Origin of the sequence: Streptomyces sp. NPDC005262 (assembly GCF_042872425.1) — a bacterium.
In the GTDB taxonomy this organism is placed as follows: Bacteria; Actinomycetota; Actinomycetes; order Streptomycetales; family Streptomycetaceae; genus Streptomyces.
In genome coordinates, this window is sequence record NZ_JBIAKK010000001.1 from 73,034 (window position 1) to 95,606 (window position 22,573).

Sequence of the window (22,573 nt, forward strand, 5' to 3'; positions counted from 1 at the left end):
CGCCCATCTGCCATAGTCGGTTCCACGACCCCCATTGACCCGGGCCAGGTCGTCTTACGCGGCCGTGAACACACCCCCCATTTCACGGTCCCCACACAGAAGCCCCCGAGGCGCCGCACCACGGCAGACCGGGGGCTTCTGTGCGTGGTCCGGGCGGTCGGGCGGAAGGCGGGGGCCCGGCAGGCCTGCCCCTCAGCGGTCGGAGATCCGCATCTCGAACCAGGTGGTCTTGCCGCGCGGCAGCAGATCCACGCCCCACCGGTCGGAGAGCTTGTCGACGAGGAAGAGGCCGCGGCCGCTGATGTCCATCTCCTGGACCGGCATGAGACACGGCAGTCCGCGCGAGGGGTCGCGCACCTCGATCCTGATCCAGCCGCGGCGGCGCAGCATCCGGAGCCCGAAGATACGGGCACCGGTGTGGCGCACCGCGTTGCCGACGAGTTCCGAAACGAGCAGAACGGCATGCTCGGCAGTCAGCGGGGAAAGCGCCCACTGCCGAAGCACCACGCACGAGGTGAGCCGGCGAGCGGTCGCCGCGGACTCCGGACGGGACGGCAGCCGGACCTCACCCTCCGTCGGATTTCCGAACAACTCCAGCGCCTTGAACGCCTGTTCGTCCTCGACCGCCGACATCCAGCGTGCCGCAGTCGCACCGCCGCGCTGTCGCGGCTGTTCCACACCCTCCAGGCCCGCCATGCACACCATCATGGCCGCACGGCGGGCACTCCGGGGCCGTTCCCCGGGAATCCCACCCCCGGAATAAGGCATTCCGTGCAGGTCGGTAGGCATATGCCAGCGGCAGAATGCACCTCTCGACACCCTTTCCGACCTGCACGTATGTGCCGCCCGAGCGGGATTGCCACGATCACCGGAGTGCTGAGCCTTAAGGTTGCCTTAAGGCTCAGCTAATCCGCCCGCACGGATGAACCCACGGCCGTCTGTGCCCAACTGACCTTCGGTCAGAGGAACTTGGCCTTGCCCGGACCCTCTTCGACAAAGCTGCGCATACCGCGCTCACGGTCCTCCGTGGCGAACAGACCGGCGAACCAGTTCCGCTCGATCGTGAGCCCGGTGTCGATGTCGGTCTCCAGCCCCGCGTCGATGGACTCCTTCGCGGCGCGCAGCGCCAGGGCGGGCCCCTTGGCCAGCCGCGCGGCCCAGGCGTGCGCCTGCTCGTACACCTCGGCCGCCGGCACCACCCGGTCCACCAGACCGATCGTCAGGGCCTCCTCGGCCTTCACGTGGCGGCCGGTGAAGATCAGGTCCTTGGCCTTGGACGGGCCGACCAGCCGGGCCAGTCGCTGGGTGCCACCCGCGCCGGGGATCAGACCGAGCAGGATCTCGGGCTGGCCCAGCTTGGCGTTGTCGGCGGCGATCCGGAAGTCGGCGCAGAGCGCCAGTTCGCAGCCACCACCGAGCGCATAGCCGGTGACCGCGGCGACGACCGGCTTGGGGATCCGGGCCACCGCGGTGAAGGAGTCCTGCAGCGCCTTGGACCGTACGACCATCGCCGTGTGGTCCATCGCCTGCATCTCCTTGATGTCCGCGCCCGCCGCGAACACCTTCTCGCCGCCGTAGAGGACGACGGCGCGCACATCGTCGCGCCGGGTCGCCTCCTCGGCGAGTTCACGCAGCCGGTCCTGGGTGGCGACGTCCAGGGCGTTCATGGGCGGGCGGTCCAGCCGGATCGTGCCGACGCCGTCGCTTGCTTCGAGGGTTACGGTCATGGGAGGCAGGTTAACCGGCGCTAACGACGGCGGGCCCGGTGCCGTTGGTCACAGCACCGGGCCCGCCGTCGTGTCGTACGCCAGGAACTACTTGGTCCACTCGGCCCAGCTCATGTTCCAGCCGTTGAGACCGTTGTCCGGCTGGATCGTCTTGTCCTGGGACTTCTTCACGACCACGACGTCGCCGATGATCGAGTGGTTGAAGAACCAGGCCGCCGGGGTCGTCTTGCTCCAGCCACCGCGTACGTCCTGCAGACCGACGCAGCCGTGGCTGGTGTTGGTCGAGCCGAACACGCCGGGCCCGCCCCAGTAGTTGCCGTGGATGAACGTGCCCGACGTGGACAGCCGCATCGCGTTCGGCACGTCCTTGATGTCGTACTCGCCGCCGAAGCCGACGGTGTCACCGTTCATCCGGGTCACCTTGAGCTTCTCGCTGATGACCATCTGTCCGTTGTACGTGGTGGTCGCCGGGGCGCCCGCGGAGATCGGGATGTTCCTGATCTCCTTGCCGTCGCGGACGACCTTCATCCGGTGCGTGCTCGCGTCGACCGTGCTGACCTGCCGGCGGCCGATGGTGAACGAGATCGACTTGGCCTGCTTGCCGTAGACCCCCGGGCGTCCCTCGACCCCGTCGAGGTTGAGCTTCACCGTCACCTTGGTGCCCGCCGCCCAGTAGTTCTCGGGGCGGAAGTCGAGACGGTCGTTACCGAACCAGTGACCCTCGACGGGGACGGACGGCTCCGCCGTCACCTCGATGGCCTTCTCGACGGCGTCCGGGTCGGTGATGCCGCGAGTGAAGTGGATCGAGACCGGCATGCCGACGCCCACCGTCGAGCCGTCCTCCGGCGTGTACTGCCCGATGAAGGTGTTCTTCGGGACCAGGGTGGTGAAAGTGGTGTCCTTCGCCGACTGACGGCCCTTGGAGTCCTTGGCGACCGCGTGGACGCTGTACTTCGTCGCCGCGGCCAGGTGCTGCTCGGGCTCCCAGCTCGTACCGTCCGCCGCGATCTTGCCCTCGACCTCGGTGCCCTTGGGGTCGGCCACCTTGACCGTGGTCAGCTTGCCCTGATCGGCGGAGATCTTCAGCGCCCCGCTGGTGGCGACGGAGTCGGCGCCGTCCTTCGGCGCGACGGTCACGACCGCCTGCGAGGCGGTCGTGTCCTCGCTCCTGCCCCCGCCGGTGTTCTTGCCCTTGCTCCCGGCGTCGGTGTCTCCCCCGCCGCATGCCGTCACCAGCAGCAGCAACGCTCCCAGCACCAGAGCCAGCAGTCCGGTGGCCCCCCGACCACGCCGCCCGCCGTTCGTCCCGACCGATGTCCCCGATATCGGCTGCCCGTTCAATGTGGTCGTCTCCCCTCACACGGCCCGGCCCCGCCAAGGCCCAGGGAGCCCGCAGGCTCCCACCCCCGCGCGCTACTCATGCGCGCTCAGCGAAAGATAACCACACCGACCATGGCGAGATCCCCTCTCGGATGTCACCGTTCAGTCCCAAGTTGAGGTGGAACTTTCCCAGGTGACACATGGTTCGAAGCGCTGCGCGGGGGTGTCCGGTGCGAGTCCTGCCGATCCGGGTCAGTGGAGCGCGGAGCCCGCCTTCCACTGGATCCAGTTCAGATTCCAGCCGCCCAGACCGTTGTCCGGCGCGACCTCCTCGTCCTCGGAGTGGACGACTTCGACCACGTCCCCGACGATCGTCCGGTCGAAGAACCAGCCGGCCGGGGTGTCCCCGCCGCCGCCCTTCACATCCCGCAGCCCGACACAGCCGTGGCTGACGTTCGCCGAGCCGAAGACGCCGCCGCCCGCCCAGTAGTTGCCGTGCACGAAGGTGCCGGAGTCGGTGATCCGCACGGCGTGCGGAACGTCCTTGATGTCGTACTCACCGCCGAAGCCGACGGTCCGGCCGTCCATCCGGGTCACCTCCTGCATCTCCGTGACCACCATCTTCCCGTTGTAGGTGCTCGTGGCCGGGGCGCCCGCCGTGATCGGGACCTTGGACAGCAGCCGGCCGTCGCGGCGTACCTCCATGGTGTGGTCGGCCACGTCCACCCTGGACACCTGCGAGCGGCCCACCGTGAAGGTGACCGTCCTCCGCTGGGTGCCGAACACACCTGGCGCTTCCTCCACATCGTGCAGCGCCACCGCGACAGTGACCTCGGTGCCCGGCTTCCAGTAGGCAGCCGGGCGGAAGTCCAGCCGGTTGCCGCCGAACCAGTGCCCCACCACCTCGACCGCAGGCTCGGCGGTGATCCGGATGGCCCGTTGCACCGCCGCACGGTTCTTGATGACGCGGTCGAAGCGGAAGGAAACGATCATGCCGGTGCCGACCGTCGCCGGCTCGTCCGGCTCGAAGCTACTGGTGAAGCGATGCTGCGGGACCACGGTGGTGAAGGTGGAGTGGCGGGCCGAGCGGCGTCCCGCCCCGTCCAGGGCCACCACGTCGACGCTGTACCTGGCGGCCAGGCTGAGCCGGCCCGAGGCGCCGCGCGGGGTCCAGGAGAGGCCGTCCTGCGAGATCAGGCCCCGCATCTCGCGCTGCCCCGCGTCCTTGCTCCGATCTGCGTTCGCGGGCTGCTCCGCGACCTCGATCTGCGTCACCTTGACGTGCTCCAGCCGCCCGTCGGGAACCTTCACCTCGACCCGGGCGTCGGGCCTGATGTCCCGGGCCCCGTCCTGCGGGGTGATCCTGATCGCGTACGGCGACGACCCCGGCTTCCCGTTGATGAATGGTTCCGAGTCGGTGCAGCCTGTCAGTACGGCCAGTACGGCGAGCAGTCCTGCCCATGTCAGCACGGTGGCCGGGCTGGCTCCCGCCTTCTTCGCGTTGTGGTTCACGCTCCCCCAACGACCGGAGCCGCCGAGGGGAAACGTGAGTGCGGGCCCTGCCCTGGGCAGAACAGAGGGAGGACCACACTCGAGGAGCCACGGCCGGGACGCCGTGCGCTCCTCTTCGGTGCCGGGTCCGGACGAGCCGCGGGAGGCTGAGAGTGTCGAGCGCAGCCGAGCAGGAGACAGTGCCAGGGCCGGTCGGGGAGGCGGTGGAGCGGACGGCGGAAGAGGCGGGGACCGGCCCGGCGAGCGGGCTGCTCCCCTCCGGTGGGCAGCAGCAGGCCGTGTGGCCCGGTGCTCCGATGCCGCTCGGGGCCCGCTTCCGGGTGGGCCCCGACGGGGTGGCGGGCACCAACTTCGCACTCTGGGCGCGCGGCGCCGAGGCCGTCGAGCTCTGCCTCTTCGACGAGGAAGGGAACGAGACGCGCCTTCCGCTGACCGAGCTGACCCATGAGGTGTGGCACGGCTTCGTGCCGGGCGTGCGGCCGGGTCAGCGGTACGGCTACCGGGTGCAAGGCCGCTGGGACCCATGGACGGGTGCCCGGTGGAATGCGGCGAAGCTGCTCCTCGATCCGTACGCACGGGCCGTGGACGGCTCGTTCACCCTGCCGGCCGAGGTGTACGGCCATGTGAGGGACTGGCCGCAGCAGCACGTCGCCGACACTGTGCGCGATGAACGGGACTCCGCTCCGTTCGTGCCCAAGGGTGTCGTCGTCCACGACGACGACGACTGGGCGGAGGACCGGCGGCCCAAGACCCCGTGGGCGGACTCCGTCATCTACGAGCTGCATGTGCGCGGCTTCACCAAACTGCACCCGGGGATCCCCGAGGAGCTGCGCGGCACGTACGCCGGTCTCGCTCATCCGGCGGCCATCGGCCATCTGCAGCGGCTCGGGGTGACGGCGGTGGAACTGCTGCCGGTCCATCAGTTCGCCCATGAGGACCATCTGCTCCGGCGCGGGCTGCACAACTACTGGGGCTACAACTCGATCGGCTACTTCGCCCCGCACGCGGACTACTCGGCCAGCGGTACGGGAGGCCAGCAGGTCGGCGAGTTCAAACGGATGGTGCGGGCGCTGCACGACGCCGGGATCGAGGTGATCCTCGACGTGGTCTACAACCACACGGCGGAGGCGAGCGAGCTGGGGCCGATGCTGTCACTGCGCGGCATCGACAACCGCGGCTACTACCGGCTCCAGTCCGACGCCCGTAGATACGCCGACTACACCGGGTGCGGCAACACCCTGCACGTGGTGCAGCCGCACGTGCTGCGGCTGATCACGGACTCGCTGCGGTACTGGGTCACGGAGATGGGCGTCGACGGCTTCCGGTTCGATCTGGCGGCGGCGCTGGCCCGCTCGATGCACGACGTCGACATGCTGTCCCCGTTCCTCGCGGTGATCGCCCAGGACCCGGTGCTGCGCCGGGTGAAACTGATCGCCGAGCCGTGGGACGTCGGCAACGGCGGCTACCAGGTGGGCGCGTTCCCGCCGCTGTGGACCGAGTGGAACGACCGCTACCGGGACGCCGTGCGGGACTTCTGGCGCGGCGCCCTGCCCGATGTGCGGGATCTGGGCTACCGGCTGACCGGATCCAGCGATCTCTACGCATGGGGCGGCCGCCGGCCGTACGCCTCGGTCAACTTCATCACCGCGCACGACGGCTTCACCCTGCGCGACCTGGTCAGCTACGAGCAGAAGCACAACGAGGCCAACGGAGAGGGCAACCGGGACGGCACGTCGGACAACCGGGCCTGGAACTGCGGCGCCGAGGGCGGGACCGACGACCCCGGCGTCAACGCACTGCGCCGCCGCCAGCTGCGCAATCTGCTCACCACACTGCTGCTGTCGACCGGGGTGCCGATGCTGGTCGCGGGCGACGAGATGGGCCGGACGCAGGGCGGCAACAACAACGCGTACTGCCAGGACAACGAGGTGAGCTGGCTGGACTGGTCCCTGCTCGACCAGCCCCAGTGGCGGGAGCTGACCGAGCTGACGGCCCGGCTGCTCACGCTGCGCCACACCCATCCGGTGCTGCGCCGCCGGGCGTTCTTCTCCGGCCGGGCGCAGGCCGCGGACGGGCTGCGGGATCTGGCGTGGTTCACCCGGCAGGGCAAGGAGATGACGGAGACGGACTGGTACGCACCGGCCGCGACGGTCGGTCTCTATCTCTCCGGGCGTGACATCCCGGGCCGGGACGCGCGCGGCGAGCAGGTCACCGACGACAGCTTCCTGGCGATCCTGCACGCGGCCGACCGCCCGATCGGCTTCCGGCTGCCGGGGCCGCCGTGGGCGCAGGCGTACGAACTGGTGCTGGACACCTCTCAGGAGGACCAGTCGGCCGCACCGGCGACGGTGCACCGGGGCAACGAGGTGCTGACGGTACCGGCGAGGGCGGTGCTGCTGCTGCGCGTCAGGGAGTGAAGGAGGGCGAAGAGGCGAAGGTACGGATGGCGGGGGCAGCTCAGCCGAGGATGCCGCGGTCGTACGCGACCGCGACGGCCGCGGCGCGGTCCTTGACGCCCAGCTTGCCGAAGATGTGCGTGAGATGCGTCTTCACCGTTGCCTCGCTGATGAACAGTTCGGCGGCGATTCCCCGGTTGGAGGTGCCCTTGGCGACGAGTTCGAGCACTTGGCGCTCGCGTGCGGACAGCGACTGGTCGACGGCGCCGACGGGCATGCGCACCCGGCTGATCAGCCGGGAGGCGACCGCGGGAGACAGCACGGTGCGGCCGTCGGCGGCGGCGCGGACGGCGGTGAACAGCTCCTCGCGGGGTGCGTCCTTGAGCAGGTAGCCGGTGGCTCCCGCCTCGATCGCCGGGAGGGTGTCGGAGTCGGTGTCGTACGTGGTGAGGACGAGCACCTTGGAGCGGGCACCGCGCCGGGTGAGTTCGGCGATTGCCGCGACTCCCCCGCCGCCCGGCATCCGCAGGTCCATCAGGACGACGTCGGGATCCAGGCGGGCGGCGAGATCGACTCCCGCGACGCCGTCGGCCGCCTCGCCGAGGACCTCGAAGCCGGGGGCCGACTCGAACATGCCACGCAGACCGTCCCGTACGACGGGGTGGTCGTCGACGACGATGAGGGTGATGGTGCGTGCGGTTCCGTCAGCCATGGCGGTTCCACCGTACGCGCTGCTCCGGTACGCGGTGCCCGCATACGCGGTGTTCATCGCTGAGGAACCAGCGGGACGCGGGCGCAGACTGCCGCTCCGTCGCCCGGTTCCGACTCCACCACGACGGTTCCCGCCATGCGTTCGGCGCGCGCACGCATACCGCCGAGGCCGAAGCCGTCCGAGCCCCGGTACGGCGGCAGGGCGACCGGGTCGAAGCCGCAACCGTCGTCCCTTACGTCCAGGGTGACTTCGTCGCCCATGAAGGAGAGCGTGACGCCGACCCGGGTGGCCCCGGAGTGACGGCCGACGTTGGCGAGGGCTTCCTCCGCGATCCGGAGCAGGGTGGCGCCGACCTCGTCGTGCAGCGGCTCGGCGGTGCCGGTGACCGTGCACTCGGCTCGTACACCCGTACGTTCCGCCCAGCTCGCGACGGTCTTCCCGAGCGCCTCGGGGAGGTCGTCGTGGGCCAGTGCGGCGGGAACCAGATTGCTCACGGACCGGCGTGCCTCGCCGAGGCTGTGGCGGGCGAGCGCGGCGGCGCGGTCGAGGTGCACACGGGCCAGCGCAGGATCGGACCCGGCGGTGGAGGTGACCACCTGGAGCTGGGCGATGATGCCGGTCAGCCCCTGGGCGATCGTGTCGTGAATCTCCGCGGCGAGCCGGCTCCGCTCGTCGGCGACCCCTGCCTCGCGGGCCTGGACGAGGAGTTGGGCATGCAGGCCGGCGTTCTCCGCCAGAGCCTGTTCGAGACGGGCGTTGGCGGTCTCCAGTTCGTCGATGGTGTCGAGCTGGGTACGGGCCTGCTCGGCCTGCCGGGTGTCGAGCTGCGCGAAGACGAGGACGAGGGTGCTGTGCAGGGCGAGCAGGATGCCGAAGGCCGTCCAGTTCGTCAGTGTGTCCGGCGGGAAACCGCTGCCGCACTGGGAACCCGCCATGGTGACGGCGGTGGCCAGCATCCCGACGCGAGCGGCCCGCTTGGAGAGGAGGCGCGCCGCGTCGAAGTAGCCGAGGAGCGCGAACATGGAGAAGAACGGGTTGCTCCAGGTCAGAACGAAGGCGAGGACGGTGCGTACCACGAAGTAGACCGACCGGGCCCACGAGCGCCCGGCAGGCCGGCGCCGGATCCGGCTCCACCAGAGCTGGAGCATCAGCGCCACCGGGACCAGCACCCCGGCCACGTACATCCCGGTACGGCTCATGATGAGGTCGGCGGACATCGCCGAGACGACGGTGGCCAGCCCGAGCAGACCGTACGGCCCGTACCGGAAGAACTGTTCCCACCCCTGCTCGGCCGTCGTGACCGCTGCGGCACTCCGGCCGGTGCGCCCCGTTCCCATGAGATCAGTCTGCCCCGGCCCCCGGCCGTGTCACTCCCACCGGAACCAACGGGTCGCCGCTGCAGCCAGCAGGGCGGTCCACAGGGCCATCACCCCCAGATGCGCCCAGCTCGGCCAGCCCCCGGAAGCCGCCCTGTCCAGTGCTTGGGAGGCCGCGCCGAACGGGGTGCACTGGACGATCCGGCGGAGGGTGCCCGGCATCGCCTGGACCGGTACCCAGACGCCGGCCGTGAACATCATCGCGAGGTAGACGACCGAGCCGACCGCGGCGGAGACCTTGGTGGTGGCGGAGAGCGCACTGACCATCGCCCCGAGGGCGAGAACGCTCGCGGTCGCCAGGAGCAGGGCCAGCAGATAGCCGGCGGGCTGACCGGGCAGCCGCACGTCGAAGGCGATGCGGCCGACGGCCATGACCAGCACGGCCGAGCCCAGGGCCGCAGCGCCGTGGAGCGCGATCTGCGCGGTGAGCAGGGCGGACGGCCGCACCGGGGTGGTCGACATGCGGCGCAGGATGCCGCGTTCGCGATAGCCCGTGAGGACGGGCGGCATGGCCTGCAGCCCGGCCATGATCATGGCGAGGAGTACGGCCACCGGCACGTACAGGTCGATGACGCGGCGGCCGCCGAGGGCGTCGTCGGGATGCCGGAAGGACGGGACCAGCCCGAGGATCGTCATCAGGACGGTGGGAAACACGAGGATCCAGAAGAGACTGCCGGGCTCGCGGAGGAAGAGCCGCGTCTCGCACCTGAGGACGGCGAGTGAGGGGCTGCCAGGGGCCGGAGAGGTTGATGCGAGGGAGGTGGTGGGCATCTCAGGCCGCCGTTTCCTTGTCTGCTTCGGGTTCTGGCTCTGTCTCGGTGAGGTCGAGGAACGCATCGTCCAAGGTCGCTTCGCTGACGCGTAGTTGGTGTGCGGTGATGCGGTGCCGGGCGAGCAGCGAGATCACCGCGTTGACCGTCTCGTCGGTGCCGTTGATGACGATCCGGCCCCCCTTCTGCTCGGCCGACGCCGCTCCGGGGAGCTCCGCCAGATCGGCGGTGGCGAGGGGTTGCGAGGGGGTGAAGGAGATGGCGGTGGTGCTGCCGGCTCTGCTGATCAGGCCGGACGGGGTGTCGAGGGCGACGACCTTCCCCTTGTCGATCACGGCGATCCGGTCGCAGAGCCGCTGTGCCTCCTCCATGAAGTGGGTCACGAGAAGGACGGTCACGCCACTGTCCCGTACCTCTTCGATCAGTCGCCAGGTGTCACGGCGGGCCCGGGGGTCAAGTCCGGTGGTCAGCTCGTCGAGCACCACGACCCGCGGGTTGCCGACCAGGGCGAGGGCGATGGACAGTCGCTGCTTCTGACCGCCCGACAGCTTGGCGAACCGGGTGGTGAGCTCGGTGTGCAGACCGAGCCGTTCGGCCAGGGCCCGCCAGTCGGCAGGGTGCGGATGGAAGGCGCTGTGCAGCTCCAGCGCCTCGCGCACCGTGAGCTTGGCCTGCAGCTCGCTCTCCTGGAGCTGGGCTCCCAGCAGTTGCGTCACCGGCCCGTGGTCGGCGACAGGGTCGAGTCCGGCGACCCGCACTGTGCCGGCGTCGGGGACGCGTAGTCCCTCCACGCATTCGACGGTCGTGGTCTTGCCCGCGCCGTTGGGGCCGAGGATCCCGAAGATCTCCCCCTCGTCGACGGCGAAGGTCACTCCGTCCACCGCGGGGCGCCCGGCGTAGGCCTTGCGCACCCCGTTCACTTCGATGATGGCCATGGGTACGAGGGTCCCTGCCGGGCGGGCCCGCGCGGCATCGTCCATCGCGCTGGAAACGGCATCAGCCGATCGGTTGACGGCGGGTACGACGGCGAGGAAAACCAGATGAGGGATGTCAGTGGTGAACCGTAGGCTCGCCCCTGATGCCCGAAAACCATGTAGAGCCCAAGCACCGGTCCGCCGCGCACTCCCTGCTGCGGCTGTGGCCTTACGTGAAGCCTGTACGGATCCGCCTGTTCGGCGCGGCTGCCGTGGCGGTCGTCGCCTCCTGCCTCGGCCTGGTGATACCCCTCGTACTGAAGTGGATCGTGGACGGCCCGGTCGCGCACCACGATCCGGGCGGAGTCTGGCTCGGCGCGCTCTACCTGCTGTTGCTGGGCATCGCCGAGGCGCTGCTCTTCGGGCTGCGGCGATGGCTGGTGGCGCGGCCGCTGGCGGGCGTCGAGGCGTCGATGCGGGCCGACCTGTACCGGCATCTGCAGCGGCTGCCGGTGGCCTTCCACGACCGGTGGCCGTCGGGGCAGCTGCTGTCGCGCGGCACCACGGATCTAATGCTGCTGCGTATGTTCCTCGCCTTTCCGCTGACGTTCCTGCTGGTCAACGCCACCACGATCCTGGCCGGATTCATCATTCTGCTGGTGCAGCAGTGGACGCTGGGATTGGTGCTGCTGGCACCGGTGGTGCCGCTGGTGATCCTCTGCTCGGTCTTCGAGACGAAGTACGCGGTGGTGGCGCGCAAGGCCCAGGACCAGGTCGGCGATCTGACGACGGTGGTCGAGGAGAGCGTGCTCGGCATCCGCATCATCAAGGGTTTCGGCCGGCATCGCAGCCAGGCCCTGGCCTTCCGTGGTCTCTCGCAGCGGCTGCGCGGTACGGAACTCGACAAGGCACGGCTGCTGGCCGGCATCTGGGCGTTCATCACCAGCATCCCCGAGCTGGCGATCGGGGCAGCGCTGGTGCTCGGCACGATCCAGGTCGCGGACGGCGGGCTGTCGGCGGGCACGCTCGTCGCTTTCCTGTCGACGGCGCTGGCGCTGCGGTGGCCGGTCGAGTCGATCGGCTTCCTGCTGGCGATGAGCCAGGAGTCCGCCACGGCCACCGAGCGCTTCTTCGAGGTGATGGACGTGGCGGAGGAGCGCGAGACGGCCGGGGAGTCGAACGAGGAGCCGTCCGCGGTGACGTCCACGAAGTCGTTCCCGGAGTCTTCCGCGGACGGCGGGATGGTCTTCGAAGGCGTCGAATTCCGCTACCCGGACGCGGAGGCCGGGTCCGTACCCGTGCTGACCCGGATCGATCTACGGATCCGCCCCGGCGAGACGATGGCCCTGGTCGGGGCCACCGGATCCGGGAAGACGACGCTCACCGCGCTCGTACCGCGACTTCACGACGTCACCGCCGGGCGGATCACGCTGGACGGTGCCGACATCACCACCCTGCCGCGCGAACGGCTGCGTGAGCTGGTGTCCGTGGCGTTCGAGGAGCCGACACTCTTTTCGGCGAGCGTCGGGGACAACGTTCTCATGGGCGCCGAGGGGGCCGGCGAGGACGAGCTGCGGCGGGCACTGTCGATCGCGCAGGCCGACTTCGTGTACGACCTGCCGCACGGTGTCGACACCCAGGTCGGCGAGCAGGGGCTCAGCCTCTCCGGCGGTCAGCGGCAGCGCCTCGCGCTGGCCCGGGCCGTCGTCGGAAAGCCGCGCTTCCTGGTGCTCGACGACCCGCTCTCGGCTCTGGATGTGCATACGGAGACGCTGGTGGAGGCCGCCCTGCGGCGCGTACTGGAATCGACCACGGCCGTGGTGGTCGCCCACCGGCCGTCCACGGTGATGCTCGCCGACCGGGTGGCGCTGCTCTCGGAGGGCCGGATCAGCGCGGTCGGCACCCATCAGGAACTGCTGCGCAGCAACGCCGAGTACGCCTGGCTGATGTCCGGCGCCGGAAGCTCGGAATCCGCTGAACTCACCGACGACATGACCACCGGGGAAGCGAGTGCCCCATACATGTCCGATGCCGGCGTGCATGCCGTGGACGTCCCTGCCGAGGAGGGCAGTACCCGATGACCGATGCGACGACAGGGTGTCCCACAGGGACGGACGGCGACGACGACAACCGCTCCGGACCCGGCCCGGAGCCGACGGCCGCCACCACGACGGGCGCAGTGACACACCCGGTCAGGAGCTCCGGCCCGGGCACGAGCACGGTTGCGGCCACGGAGATCAAGGTCCGTGACGTGAAGGGCAGGGGTGCGGGGACAGGTACCGCACAGGGCGGCGGCCCGCGGACCAAGGTCCAGGCCACCGGCCCGGAAGCGGGCTCCGCCGTCGACGCCGGGGCCGGGGACCCCTTCGACCGGGACGACCTGCCCACGCCCCGCGGCGCCACCCGCACCCTGCTGGTCTCCCTGCTCGGCCCGCTCAGGGGCCGGGTGGTGGTGGCCGCGCTGTTCCTGCTGGTCCAGCAGGTAGCCGTCCAGGCCGGCCCACTGCTCGTCGCGTACGCGATCGACAGCGGCGTTCCGGCGTTCCGGGACAAGGACTACGGGCCGCTGATCGCCGTGGCCGTCGGATACGCACTGTGTTCGACGGCCGCGGGAAGCATGCAGTACGCGTTCATCCAGGCCTCCGCCCGGATCAACCAGGACGTGCTGCTCGATCTCCGCGGGCGGATCTTCCGCCATGCGCAGGCGCTCAGTGTGGACTTCCATGAGCGCTACACCTCGGGCCGGCTGATCTCCCGCTCCACCACGGATGTGGAGTCGCTGCGGGAGCTGCTGAGCGAGGGACTGCAGGAACTCATCGGCGTGGTGCTCTCCTTCGTATCCATCTCACTGATGCTCCTGTGGCTGGACTTCGATCTCGGTGCGGTCGCCGTCCTCTCCTTCGTACCGCTGTACGCGCTGGTGCGGCTCTACCAGCGGCGGGCCGGTGTGATCTTCGCTGCGCGGTCCACGGCGATCGCGGCGGTCATCGTGAAGTTCGCGGAGACGATGAACGGAATCCGTCCCGTCCAGGCCTTCCGCCGCGAGCGCACCAACGACGCCGAGTTCGAGGGGCTCAACCAGCGGCACTGCCGGACCAACGGCAACGCGCTGCTGGAGATGGCGCGCTACGTCGTCGGGTCCCGGCTGGTCGCCAACGCGGCGGTTGCCGGGATCGTGCTGTGGGGGGCGTACCGAGTCGCCTCCGGCGCTCTCGCACTCGGCGTACTTGCGGCGGCCGTGCTCTATCTGCGGCGGCTGTACGACCCCATCGACCGGCTCGGCATGTTCCTCAACTCCTATCAGTCTGCCGCGGCTTCGCTGCAGAAGATCGCAGGCCTGCTGGCCCAGAGCCCCACCGTGCCGGAGACCGCGAACCCGCGGGAGCTGCCCGCCCGCACGGGTGAGCAGCCGGGCCGGGACGTCGTCTTCGACTCGGTGAACTTCGCCTACCGAACGGGCGGCGAGGTACTGCCCCGCTTCGACCTGACGATTCCGGCAGGGCAGACCGTGGCCGTGGTCGGCTCGACGGGCGCAGGGAAGTCGACGCTCGCGAAACTGCTGGCCCGGTTCTACGACCCGACCGACGGCCGGGTGCTGCTGGACGGCACCGACCTCCGGGACCTCGCGACGCCCGAACTGCGGCGCGGTGTGGTGATGGTGACCCAGGAAGCGTTCCTGTTCTCCGGGACGGTCGCCGAGAACATCGCCGTCGGCCGCCCGGACGCCACCCCCGAGGAGATCGAACAGGCCGCGAAGGCGATCGGGGCGCACGACTTCATCAGCAGTCTGCCCGACGGATACGACACGGACGTACGGAAGAGAGGCGGGCGGATCTCGGCCGGCCAGCGCCAGTTGGTCGCCTTCGCCCGCGCCCTGCTCGCCGACCCGGCGGTGCTGATTCTCGACGAGGCGACGAGCTCCCTCGACATCCCCGGCGAACGGGCGGTGCAGCGCGCCATGGACACGGTGCTGCACGGCCGCACCGCGGTGGTGATCGCCCACCGGCTGTCGACCGTGGAGATCGCGGACCGGGTGCTGGTGATGGAGCACGGCCGAATCGTGGAGGACGGCTTCCCGTCCGAACTCATCGGCGGGACCGGACGGTTCGCGGGACTCCACCGCGCCTGGCGGGAGAGCCTGGTCTGAGACCGACCGCGGTGACGGTCTCCCCGTCGGCCTCTCGCGGCGGCGGTCTAGGGTTCGTACATGACTGAGCCCGTGGATCGTCCGGTCGGCCCGTATGCGGACCAGGGGACCCCGGACCTCCGCGGCCCCGGGCGGTATCTGTGGTGGCTGGTCACCCGCCAACGGCGCCGGGTCGCCGCCGGGGCGCTGCTCGGCAGTTCCTGGATGATCTGCCTGACCCTGCCGCCGTACCTGCTGTCGCGCGCCATCGACGACGGGCTGCGGACCGGCGGCCGCTCCGCGCTGGCCGGCTGGGTCGCGGCACTGGTGGGTGTCGGGGTGCTCAACGCCTGGCTGGCCATCATGCGGCACCGCACGATGACCAGGGTGCGGCTCGACGGCGCCTTCCGTACGGTGCGGGTGGTGGTCGCCCAGGCGACCAGGCTTGGTGCGGCGCTGCCGCGCCGGGCCACGGCCGGGGAGATCGTCACCATCGGGTTCGGCGACGTCGCGATGATCGCCAATACGCTGACCGTCACCGGGCCCGGCGTAGGCGCCGTCCTCGCCTATGTCGTCGTGGCCGCACTGCTGTTGACCGTCTCGCCACTGCTCGCCGTGGTCGTGCTGCTGGGCGTGCCGCTGCTCGCGGTGCTGATCGGCCCGCTGCTGGGGCGGCTCCAGGGAGCCGAGTCGGCGTACCGCGACCGGCGGAGCAGCCTCGCCGCCCGTTTCGCCGACATCGCCGGCGGTCTGCGTGTCCTCAACGGCATCGGCGGCAAGGACGTCTACGCCGAACGCTACCGGCGCGGTTCGCAGGAACTGCAGGCGGAGGGGTACCGGGTCGGGGCGGTGACCAGCTGGATCCAGGCACTCGGCGTCGGCCTGCCCACCCTGTTCCTGGGAGCCGTGACCTGGCTGGCGGCCCGGATGGCCGCGCAGGGCGAGATCACCGTCGGCGAACTGGTCGCGGTGTACGGCTATACGGCGGTTCTCGCCGTGCCCGTCTCCTTCTTCATCGAGGGCGGCTACGACGTCAGCCGCGGTCTGGTCGCCGCGCGCAGAGTCATCCACTTCCTGTCCCTGGAGCCCGACTCGACGGGCCGGGAGGCATCTTCGCCACTTCTGGGCGGGCCCGAGTCGCCCTCCGTCCTCCACGATCCCGAGTCCGGGGTCGAGGTGGTCCCCGGAACGCTGACCGCTCTGGTCTGCGCCCGGCCGTCGGACTCCGCGACGGTGATCGACCGTCTCGGCGGCTTTGCCGCGTCGGCAGCGACCTGGGGCACCGTACGCCTCGACGAGATCGAGCCGGCCCAGGTCCGCACGCGGATTCTCGTCGCGGACAACGAGGCAGACCTGTTCGCCGGCACGCTCCGCGATGTCGTCTCCGGCGGCCGGGGCCCGGACGACGAGGCGCTCCGCCGTGCCGTGCGGGCCGCCTCGGCCCAGGACATCGTCCGCGGCCTGCCTGACGGCCTCGGCTCCGTCGTCGAAGCCCAGGGCCGCAATCTCTCCGGTGGTCAGCGGCAGCGTGTCCGCCTCGCCCGGGCCCTGCTGGCCGATCCCGAGATTCTCCTGGCGGTCGAGCCGACCTCGGCCGTCGACGCGCACACCGAGGCAGCCATGACGTCCCGGCTGCGCACGGAACGGTCCGGTCGCACCACGGTCGTCACCAGCACCTCCCCTCTCGTGCTGGACCGGGCCGACACCGTCTACTACCTGGTCGACGGCTGCGTCGCGGCCGTCGGCTCCCATCGCGATCTGCTGGACGGACAACCCGGTTACCGCCTGCTGGTGTCCCGTGGTTCGGACGATGACGCCCCCGTCCCCGCCGGTGACGGGGGCGGCCCCGCGCCCCAGGAGGCCACCTCATGACTGCCTCTTCGTCCGCTGCCCCGGCAGAGCCCCGGCCGCCGTCCGGGGCTCTGCCGGTCGCCGAACCGTTCCGGATCCGTCGCGCGGCCGTCCGGCTCGTCCGGCAGGACGGCCGCGCCTTCGCCGCGCTGCTCGCCCTCAACGCGCTGGCCGCCGGCGCCGGACTCGTCGCCCCGTGGCTGCTCGGCCGTGTCGTCGACGAGGTCAGGGCAGGCGGCGGAGTCGGCACCGTGGACCGGCTGGCTCTCACCATTCTGGTTTTCGCCCTGGCACAGCTCCTGCTGGCCCGCTACGCCAGTCTGGTCGCACACCGTTTCGGCGAACGGACCCTGGCGCGCGTCCGCGAGCAGTTCGCCGATCGCGCACTGACGCTGCCCGCCTCGGTGGTCGAGCGAGCCGGCACGGGCGACCTGACGACCCGCGGCACCACGGATGTCGCGGCGGTCGGCACCACCCTCCGTGACGTCGGCCCCGATGTGCTGATCGCCGCGGTCCAGGCGCTGTTCATCCTCGGTGCGGTCTTCGTGCTCAACCCCTTGCTCGGTGCCTGCGGCGTGCTCGGGCTGCTGGGCATCTGGTTCGCCGTCCGCTGGTATCTGCGCCGGGCGCTCACCGCCTACCTCGCCGAGGGTGCGGCCAATTCGGCGTTGGCGGAGCAGTTGGCGGCCACCGCCGCAGGCGCCCGCACCGTCGAGGCGCTCGGGCTGCAGCAGAGCCGTATCGACGCGTGTCACCGGGCCATCGAGGAGTGCCGGCGCACCCGGACGCGCACGCTGTTCCTGCGCAGCGTGCTCTTCCCCGCCGTGGACATCTCGTACGTCGTTCCCGTGGCCGGTGTCCTGCTGATCGGTGGTGTGCTGCACGGCCACGGCGCCATGAGCCTGGGTGCGGTGGTCGCCTCGGCCCTGTATCTGCGGCAGCTCTCCCAACCGCTGGACACCATCCTGCAGCGGGTCGAACAACTGCAGAGCAGCAGCGCGTCCTTTGCCAGGGTCGAGGGGATCGGGGTGGTGGCGCACGTGCCCCCGGCCCGCTCCCGTACACCGGCGGACGACCGGATCGCGGTGACCGGTGTGCACTACGCCTACGGCGGCGGGGCCGGCGACGACGTCCTGCAGGGAGTCGATCTGACGGTCCGGCCCGGCGAGCATCTGGCGATCGTCGGCCCGTCCGGCGCCGGCAAGACCACGCTGGGCAGGCTGCTGGCCGGCGTGGACGTGCCGCGCTCCGGCTCGGTGACGGTGGGTGGGGTGCCCGTGGCCGACCTGACGCCCGACCGGTTGCGCCGCCAGGTCGTCCTCGTCACCCAGGAGCACCACGTGTTCCTCGGCACGGTCCGGGACAACCTGCGGATAGCGGCGCCGTCGGCCACCGACGCCGAACTGCGTGCGGCGCTCGCCACTGTCGGCGCCGAGTGGGCCGGCGAGCTCCCGGACGGCCTGGACACCGATCTGGGCCATGCGGGACACCGCCCGGACGGCGCACAGTCCCAGCAACTCGCCCTGGCACGCGTCGTACTGGCCGACCCCCACACGCTGATACTCGACGAGGCCACAGCGCTCCTCGACCCGCGGACCGCACGGCACACCGAGCGAGCGCTGGCCGCCGTCCTCGAAGGCAGGACCGTCATCGCCATCGCGCACCGCCTGCAGGCGGCCCATGACGCGGACCGGGTCGCCGTCATGGAGGACGGCCGTATCACCGAACTCGGCGCCCATGACGATCTGGTGGCCGCCGACGGCGCCTACGCCGCGCTCTGGCGTTCCTGGCATGCCGACCGGCCGCATTCGCCGTCGCCCTGAACATGCCGTGGAGCCGGTTCTCCGCGACGGGACTGCGGGGGGAGCAGCGGCGGCCGCCGCCATGACCGCGCCGCCGGGCGTCCCGCGCTCGGCGGCGGGTGCGGCGGGTGCGGCGGGTGCGGCGGGTGCGGCGGGCAGCAGCGTTCCGGCGGACGTCCCGGTCGCGGACGGTGCGGAACGAACCACAGTTCAAGGCCATTTCGGCTGACGGGCGCCGCCCCGTACCCAGCTCGCTGTTCGAACACGGTGCACGCGTGCTCGACTTCCCTCGCTCTTCGAATTCGGCCCTGCACCGGACCCTGGATGGCGTCGCGGTGATGATCGGTGAAACGTCCGCTTAACGAACATGACGTTTCTGGCAACGGACGAATTCCGGCCAACTTGTTGACGCGGTCCTGACAGAGACGTCCATCTGCTGACACTCTTCCCCCGTTCTGCGCACTGCTTGCTCTGCCCGGACGGCTCACCCAGCCGCCGGTACCCCCCTCGCAGAAGGAGTCCGCGTGAGATCCACGCCCAGCCGTCGTGCCACCGCGACCGGCGCTCTGATAGCCGCAGCAGCCCTCCTCGCCGCAGGAATCCAGACGGGCACGGCAGCCGCCGCGCCCGACAGTGCCGCTGCCGCCCCGGCCGCCACCCGTGTCAATCACGGGGCACTGGCCAAGCAGCTCTCCCCGTCCCAGCGCGCCGAGCTGATCCGCGAGGCCAACGCGAGCAAGGCGTCCACGGCCAAGGAGCTCGGTCTCGGCTCTCAGGAGAAGCTCGTCGTCCGCGATGTCGTCCAGGACAACGACGGCACCACGCACACGCGTTACGAGCGCACCTTCGGCGGACTTCCGGTCCTCGGTGGGGACCTGGTCGTCCAGGAGTCCAAGGCCGGTGAGACCGAAAGCGTCACCAAGGCGTCCAAGGCCACCTCTGCCCAGCTGAAGGCCGTCGACACCGCCGCCGATGTCGCCCCGGCCAAGGCCGAGTCGCAGGCTCTCGGTGCGGCCAAGGCAGCCGGCTCCAAGAAGACCGTCGCCGACCGGTCACCGCGCAAGGTGGTCTGGATGGCCCAGGGCAAGCCGCAGCTCGCCTACGAGACCGTCGTCGGCGGGCTCCAGGACGACGGCACCCCCAACGAGCTGCACGTCATCACCGACGCGTCCACCGGTGCGAAGCTCTACGAGTGGCAGGCCATCGAGACCGGCACCGGCAACACCCAGTACAGCGGCCAGGTCACGCTCGGCACCGCCCCGTCGTACACGCTGACCGACACGACACGCGGCAACCACAAGACGTACAACCTGAACCACGGCACGTCCGGCACCGGGACGCTGTTCTCCGGCTCCGACGACGTCTGGGGCAACGGAAATCCGACGAACGTCGAGACGGCCGCGGCGGACGCGCACTACGGCGCGGCCGAGACCTGGGACTACTACAAGAACGTGCAGGGCCGCACCGGTATCCGTGGCGACGGCGTCGGCGCGTACTCCCGCGTCCACTACGGCAACAACTACGTCAACGCCTTCTGGGACGACAGCTGCTTCTGCATGACCTACGGGGACGGCAGCGGCAACGCCGCACCGCTGACCTCCCTGGACGTGGCCGCGCACGAGATGACGCACGGTGTCACCTCCGCCACCGCCGGCCTGGTCTACAGCGGCGAGTCCGGTGGTCTCAACGAGGCGACCAGCGACATCATGGCCGCCGCGGTCGAGTTCTACTCCAACAACGCCACCGACCAGGGCGACTACCTGGTGGGCGAGAAGATCGACATCAACGGCGACGGCACCCCGCTGCGCTACATGGACAAGCCGAGCAAGGACGGCGCGTCCAAGGACGCCTGGTACTCCGGCATCGGCGGAGTGGACGTCCACTACTCCTCAGGTCCCGCGAACCACTTCTTCTACCTCCTCTCCGAGGGCAGCGGCGCCAAGACCATCAACGGCGTCTCGTACAACTCCCCGACTTCCGACGGCCTGCCGGTGACCGGCATCGGCCGCGACAAGGCCGCGCTGATCTGGTTCAAGGCGCTCACCACCAAGTTCAGCTCCACGACGAACTATGCGGCGGCCCGCACCGGCACCCTCGCTGCGGCCGGTGAGCTGTACGGCACGACCAGCGCCGAGTACAAGGCGGTGGCCGACGCCTGGGCCGGTGTCAACGTCGGCTCGCGCTCCGGTGGCGGAGGCGGCGGCACCGTCTTCCAGAACACCACCCACGTCGCCATCCCGGACAACGGCGCGGCCGTCACCAGCTCGGTCAACGTCACCGGCGTCACGGGCAACGCACCCAGCAACCTCCAGGTCGGGGTGGACATCACCCACACCTGGCGCGGTGACCTCGTCATCGACCTCGTGGCCCCGGACGGCACGGCCTACCGGCTGAAGAACTCCTCGGGCAGCGACTCGGCGGACAACGTCCAGACGACCTACACAGTCAACGCGTCGTCCGAGGTCGCCAACGGCACCTGGAAGCTGAAGGTCCAGGACGTCGCCTCGCAGGACACGGGCACCATCAACAGCTTCAAGCTGACCTTCTGAACCCAGCAGCACGTTCAGGGCAGTCCATGAGCGGAACCGCCCGGGAGGGACTCTCCTTCCTCCCGGGCGGTTTCGCCGTTCCGCGAAGCGGCTTGCCTCCGGATGCGGGTCAGTTGGGGTTGTTCGCGTGCGTCAGGGTCTCCCAGGCGACGAACAGGTTGTTGGACCCGGCCGGCCTCTGCTGCTCGGTGAGGGTCTGGGTGTTGGTCATGGCGATACCCATCCGGTTGTGCAGGGCGTTGAATCCCACTTCGGTGATCGGGCCGAGGTTGTCCTTGAGCGTGCCGCCGCACAGCGTCGACGGGACTGCCGCGCCCAGCTGGTACTTGGCGTGCAGGCCGAGTGCGTGACGCAGGCGCTCGGCGATCTCGGGGTAGAGGTCCTGGCCCTGGATACGGCTCGTCTCGGCGATGTGGGAGATGGCGGAGATGCCGTAGCCGGTGTGGGTGAGATCGCGGCAGGTCTCCTGGGAGAGACCGTCCATGAAGGTGGACTGCCCCTGCCAGTAGCCGATGATCTCGTCACGCGTGTCGAGTCCGCTGCCCGGTGCGGTCTTCGGCAGGGCACCGTCGGCGGCGATGTAGATGTAGGCGGGGACACGTCCGCGGAACTTCGTGACGGCCTTGTCGTAGGCGGTGCGGTCCTCGAGGAAGACCGCGATGCCGATCGCGGCCTCGGTCATGCTCAGTTCCCAGTTCCCGTTGCTGTTCGAACCGTTGATGACCTCGGGGAGGTAGACGTTGCGCAGCATGGTGCCGAAACGGCCGGAGTTCGGCCAGCTGCTGTACGTGTACTTGATGATCTCGGCGGCCCGGGGCCAGGAGGAGCCGGCCCAGCCGGTCTGAAGCGGGGCGTTGCTGTTGGTGTGGTCCTGGATCACGGCCGACCAGGCGTCCATGATCTCGATCGACTTCTGGGCGTAGCGGCTGTCCTGAGTGATGTACCAGGCCAGCGCGAGGGTGTAGGCGGCTATCGCGTCCTCGCGCTCGTCGGTGCAGCCGTAGTTGGGGTTGGAGTACGAGCCGCACTCCACGACGGCGCGTGGCTTTGCGGTGCGGGTGAGCGAGGCGTACTTGCTGGCCAGCATCTGGTCGTACGCGCTCTTCCAGGGCTGGGCTCCGGCCTGCACCTTGGCGCGGACGAAGTCGAGCTGGGGGCGGCTGACGAGGACGCCGGGGTGGGTGAAGGTGGCCGGGGCCGCGGCCGTGGCGGCCTTCACCGCTTGCGGGCCGTCGGCGGGTACGGCTCTGTCCGCCGAGGCCGGGGCCATGAAGACCGTGGTGAGCAGGGCGGCCAGTGCTGTGGCGAGGCCGAGGCCGCGCCCGATGGATCCGGTACGCATGTGGGGTGCCTTCCGGTGCGGAGGAGGTTCAGCAACTCTTCTCAGAGCCAGTTCGGTTCACGGACATGAACATCGAGTCGAGTTGTGAACTCTGCAATGAGTGAGGAACTTAAATGCATCGCATGGACACGTCAAGGCATTGCGTTCAGAGAACGAAGGAGCCCGGCACCTCGCAG

At 70.1% G+C, this 22,573-nt stretch carries 15 protein-coding genes; 6 read left to right on the plus strand and 9 right to left on the minus strand.

Going from position 1 to position 22,573, the window contains the following annotated elements; translation table 11 throughout:
- Window positions 1-192: 192 nt before the first annotated feature.
- The 4 genes from ACFYP5_RS00315 to ACFYP5_RS00330 all read right to left on the minus strand — a co-directional run bounded on the left by ACFYP5_RS00315 (window position 193) and on the right by ACFYP5_RS00330 (window position 4,559).
- A complete protein-coding gene (locus tag ACFYP5_RS00315; RefSeq protein ID WP_389028539.1) occupies window positions 193-708 on the minus strand; it encodes an ATP-binding protein in 516 nt (171 codons plus the stop codon).
- Window positions 709-959: 251 nt separating this feature from the next.
- Complete coding sequence (locus ACFYP5_RS00320; protein ID WP_388734398.1) at window positions 960-1,727, minus strand: enoyl-CoA hydratase/isomerase family protein; 768 nt, start codon at window positions 1,725-1,727, stop codon at window positions 960-962.
- Between the two features lie 87 nt (window positions 1,728-1,814).
- Complete coding sequence (locus ACFYP5_RS00325) at window positions 1,815-3,068, minus strand: Ig-like domain-containing protein (protein ID WP_389028542.1); 1,254 nt, start codon at window positions 3,066-3,068, stop codon at window positions 1,815-1,817.
- 231 nt (window positions 3,069-3,299) lie between these two features.
- Window positions 3,300-4,559, minus strand: a complete 1,260-nt coding sequence (locus ACFYP5_RS00330) for an Ig-like domain-containing protein (RefSeq protein WP_389028545.1) — start codon at window positions 4,557-4,559, stop codon at window positions 3,300-3,302.
- A gap of 152 nt (window positions 4,560-4,711) precedes the next feature.
- Between ACFYP5_RS00330 and glgX the strand changes: the two genes are divergently transcribed.
- Window positions 4,712-6,976, plus strand: coding sequence for a glycogen debranching protein GlgX (gene glgX, locus ACFYP5_RS00335; protein WP_389028548.1), 2,265 nt, complete (start codon window positions 4,712-4,714; stop codon window positions 6,974-6,976).
- Window positions 6,977-7,016: 40 nt separating this feature from the next.
- Here glgX and ACFYP5_RS00340 read toward each other — a convergent pair whose 3' ends face one another.
- The 4 genes from ACFYP5_RS00340 to ACFYP5_RS00355 are packed head-to-tail and all read right to left on the minus strand — an operon-like array spanning window position 7,017 to window position 10,748.
- A complete protein-coding gene (locus tag ACFYP5_RS00340; RefSeq protein ID WP_389028551.1) occupies window positions 7,017-7,667 on the minus strand; it encodes a response regulator in 651 nt (216 codons plus the stop codon).
- Between the two features lie 53 nt (window positions 7,668-7,720).
- Entirely contained in the window at window positions 7,721-9,004 is a 1,284-nt protein-coding gene (locus ACFYP5_RS00345) for a sensor histidine kinase (RefSeq protein WP_389028553.1), read from the minus strand.
- A gap of 30 nt (window positions 9,005-9,034) precedes the next feature.
- The gene (locus ACFYP5_RS00350; protein WP_389028556.1) at window positions 9,035-9,814 is read right to left on the minus strand and encodes an ABC transporter permease; all 780 of its coding nucleotides are present in this window, start codon (window positions 9,812-9,814) and stop codon (window positions 9,035-9,037) included.
- Between the two features lies 1 nt (window position 9,815).
- Complete coding sequence (locus tag ACFYP5_RS00355; protein WP_389028559.1) at window positions 9,816-10,748, minus strand: ABC transporter ATP-binding protein; 933 nt, start codon at window positions 10,746-10,748, stop codon at window positions 9,816-9,818.
- Between the two features lie 143 nt (window positions 10,749-10,891).
- Here ACFYP5_RS00355 and ACFYP5_RS00360 point away from each other — a divergent pair, with 143 nt between their 5' ends.
- The 5 genes from ACFYP5_RS00360 to ACFYP5_RS00380 all read left to right on the plus strand — a co-directional run bounded on the left by ACFYP5_RS00360 (window position 10,892) and on the right by ACFYP5_RS00380 (window position 21,055).
- Window positions 10,892-12,808, plus strand: a complete 1,917-nt coding sequence (locus ACFYP5_RS00360; RefSeq protein WP_389028561.1) for an ABC transporter ATP-binding protein — start codon at window positions 10,892-10,894, stop codon at window positions 12,806-12,808.
- A complete protein-coding gene (locus ACFYP5_RS00365) occupies window positions 12,805-14,874 on the plus strand; it encodes an ABC transporter ATP-binding protein (protein ID WP_389028564.1) in 2,070 nt (689 codons plus the stop codon). Before ACFYP5_RS00360 ends, ACFYP5_RS00365 begins: the two co-directional genes overlap by 4 nt.
- A 60-nt stretch (window positions 14,875-14,934) precedes the next feature.
- The gene (locus tag ACFYP5_RS00370) at window positions 14,935-16,725 is read left to right on the plus strand and encodes an ABC transporter transmembrane domain-containing protein (RefSeq protein WP_389028567.1); all 1,791 of its coding nucleotides are present in this window, start codon (window positions 14,935-14,937) and stop codon (window positions 16,723-16,725) included.
- Entirely contained in the window at window positions 16,722-18,527 is a 1,806-nt protein-coding gene (locus tag ACFYP5_RS00375; protein ID WP_389028570.1) for an ABC transporter ATP-binding protein, read from the plus strand. Before ACFYP5_RS00370 ends, ACFYP5_RS00375 begins: the two co-directional genes overlap by 4 nt.
- A 503-nt stretch (window positions 18,528-19,030) precedes the next feature.
- A complete protein-coding gene (locus tag ACFYP5_RS00380; protein ID WP_389028573.1) occupies window positions 19,031-21,055 on the plus strand; it encodes a M4 family metallopeptidase in 2,025 nt (674 codons plus the stop codon).
- Between the two features lie 109 nt (window positions 21,056-21,164).
- On the opposite strand, the gene ACFYP5_RS00385 is transcribed toward ACFYP5_RS00380, so the two are convergent.
- Window positions 21,165-22,397, minus strand: a complete 1,233-nt coding sequence (locus ACFYP5_RS00385; protein ID WP_389028576.1) for an alginate lyase family protein — start codon at window positions 22,395-22,397, stop codon at window positions 21,165-21,167.
- Window positions 22,398-22,573: the final 176 nt, after the last annotated feature.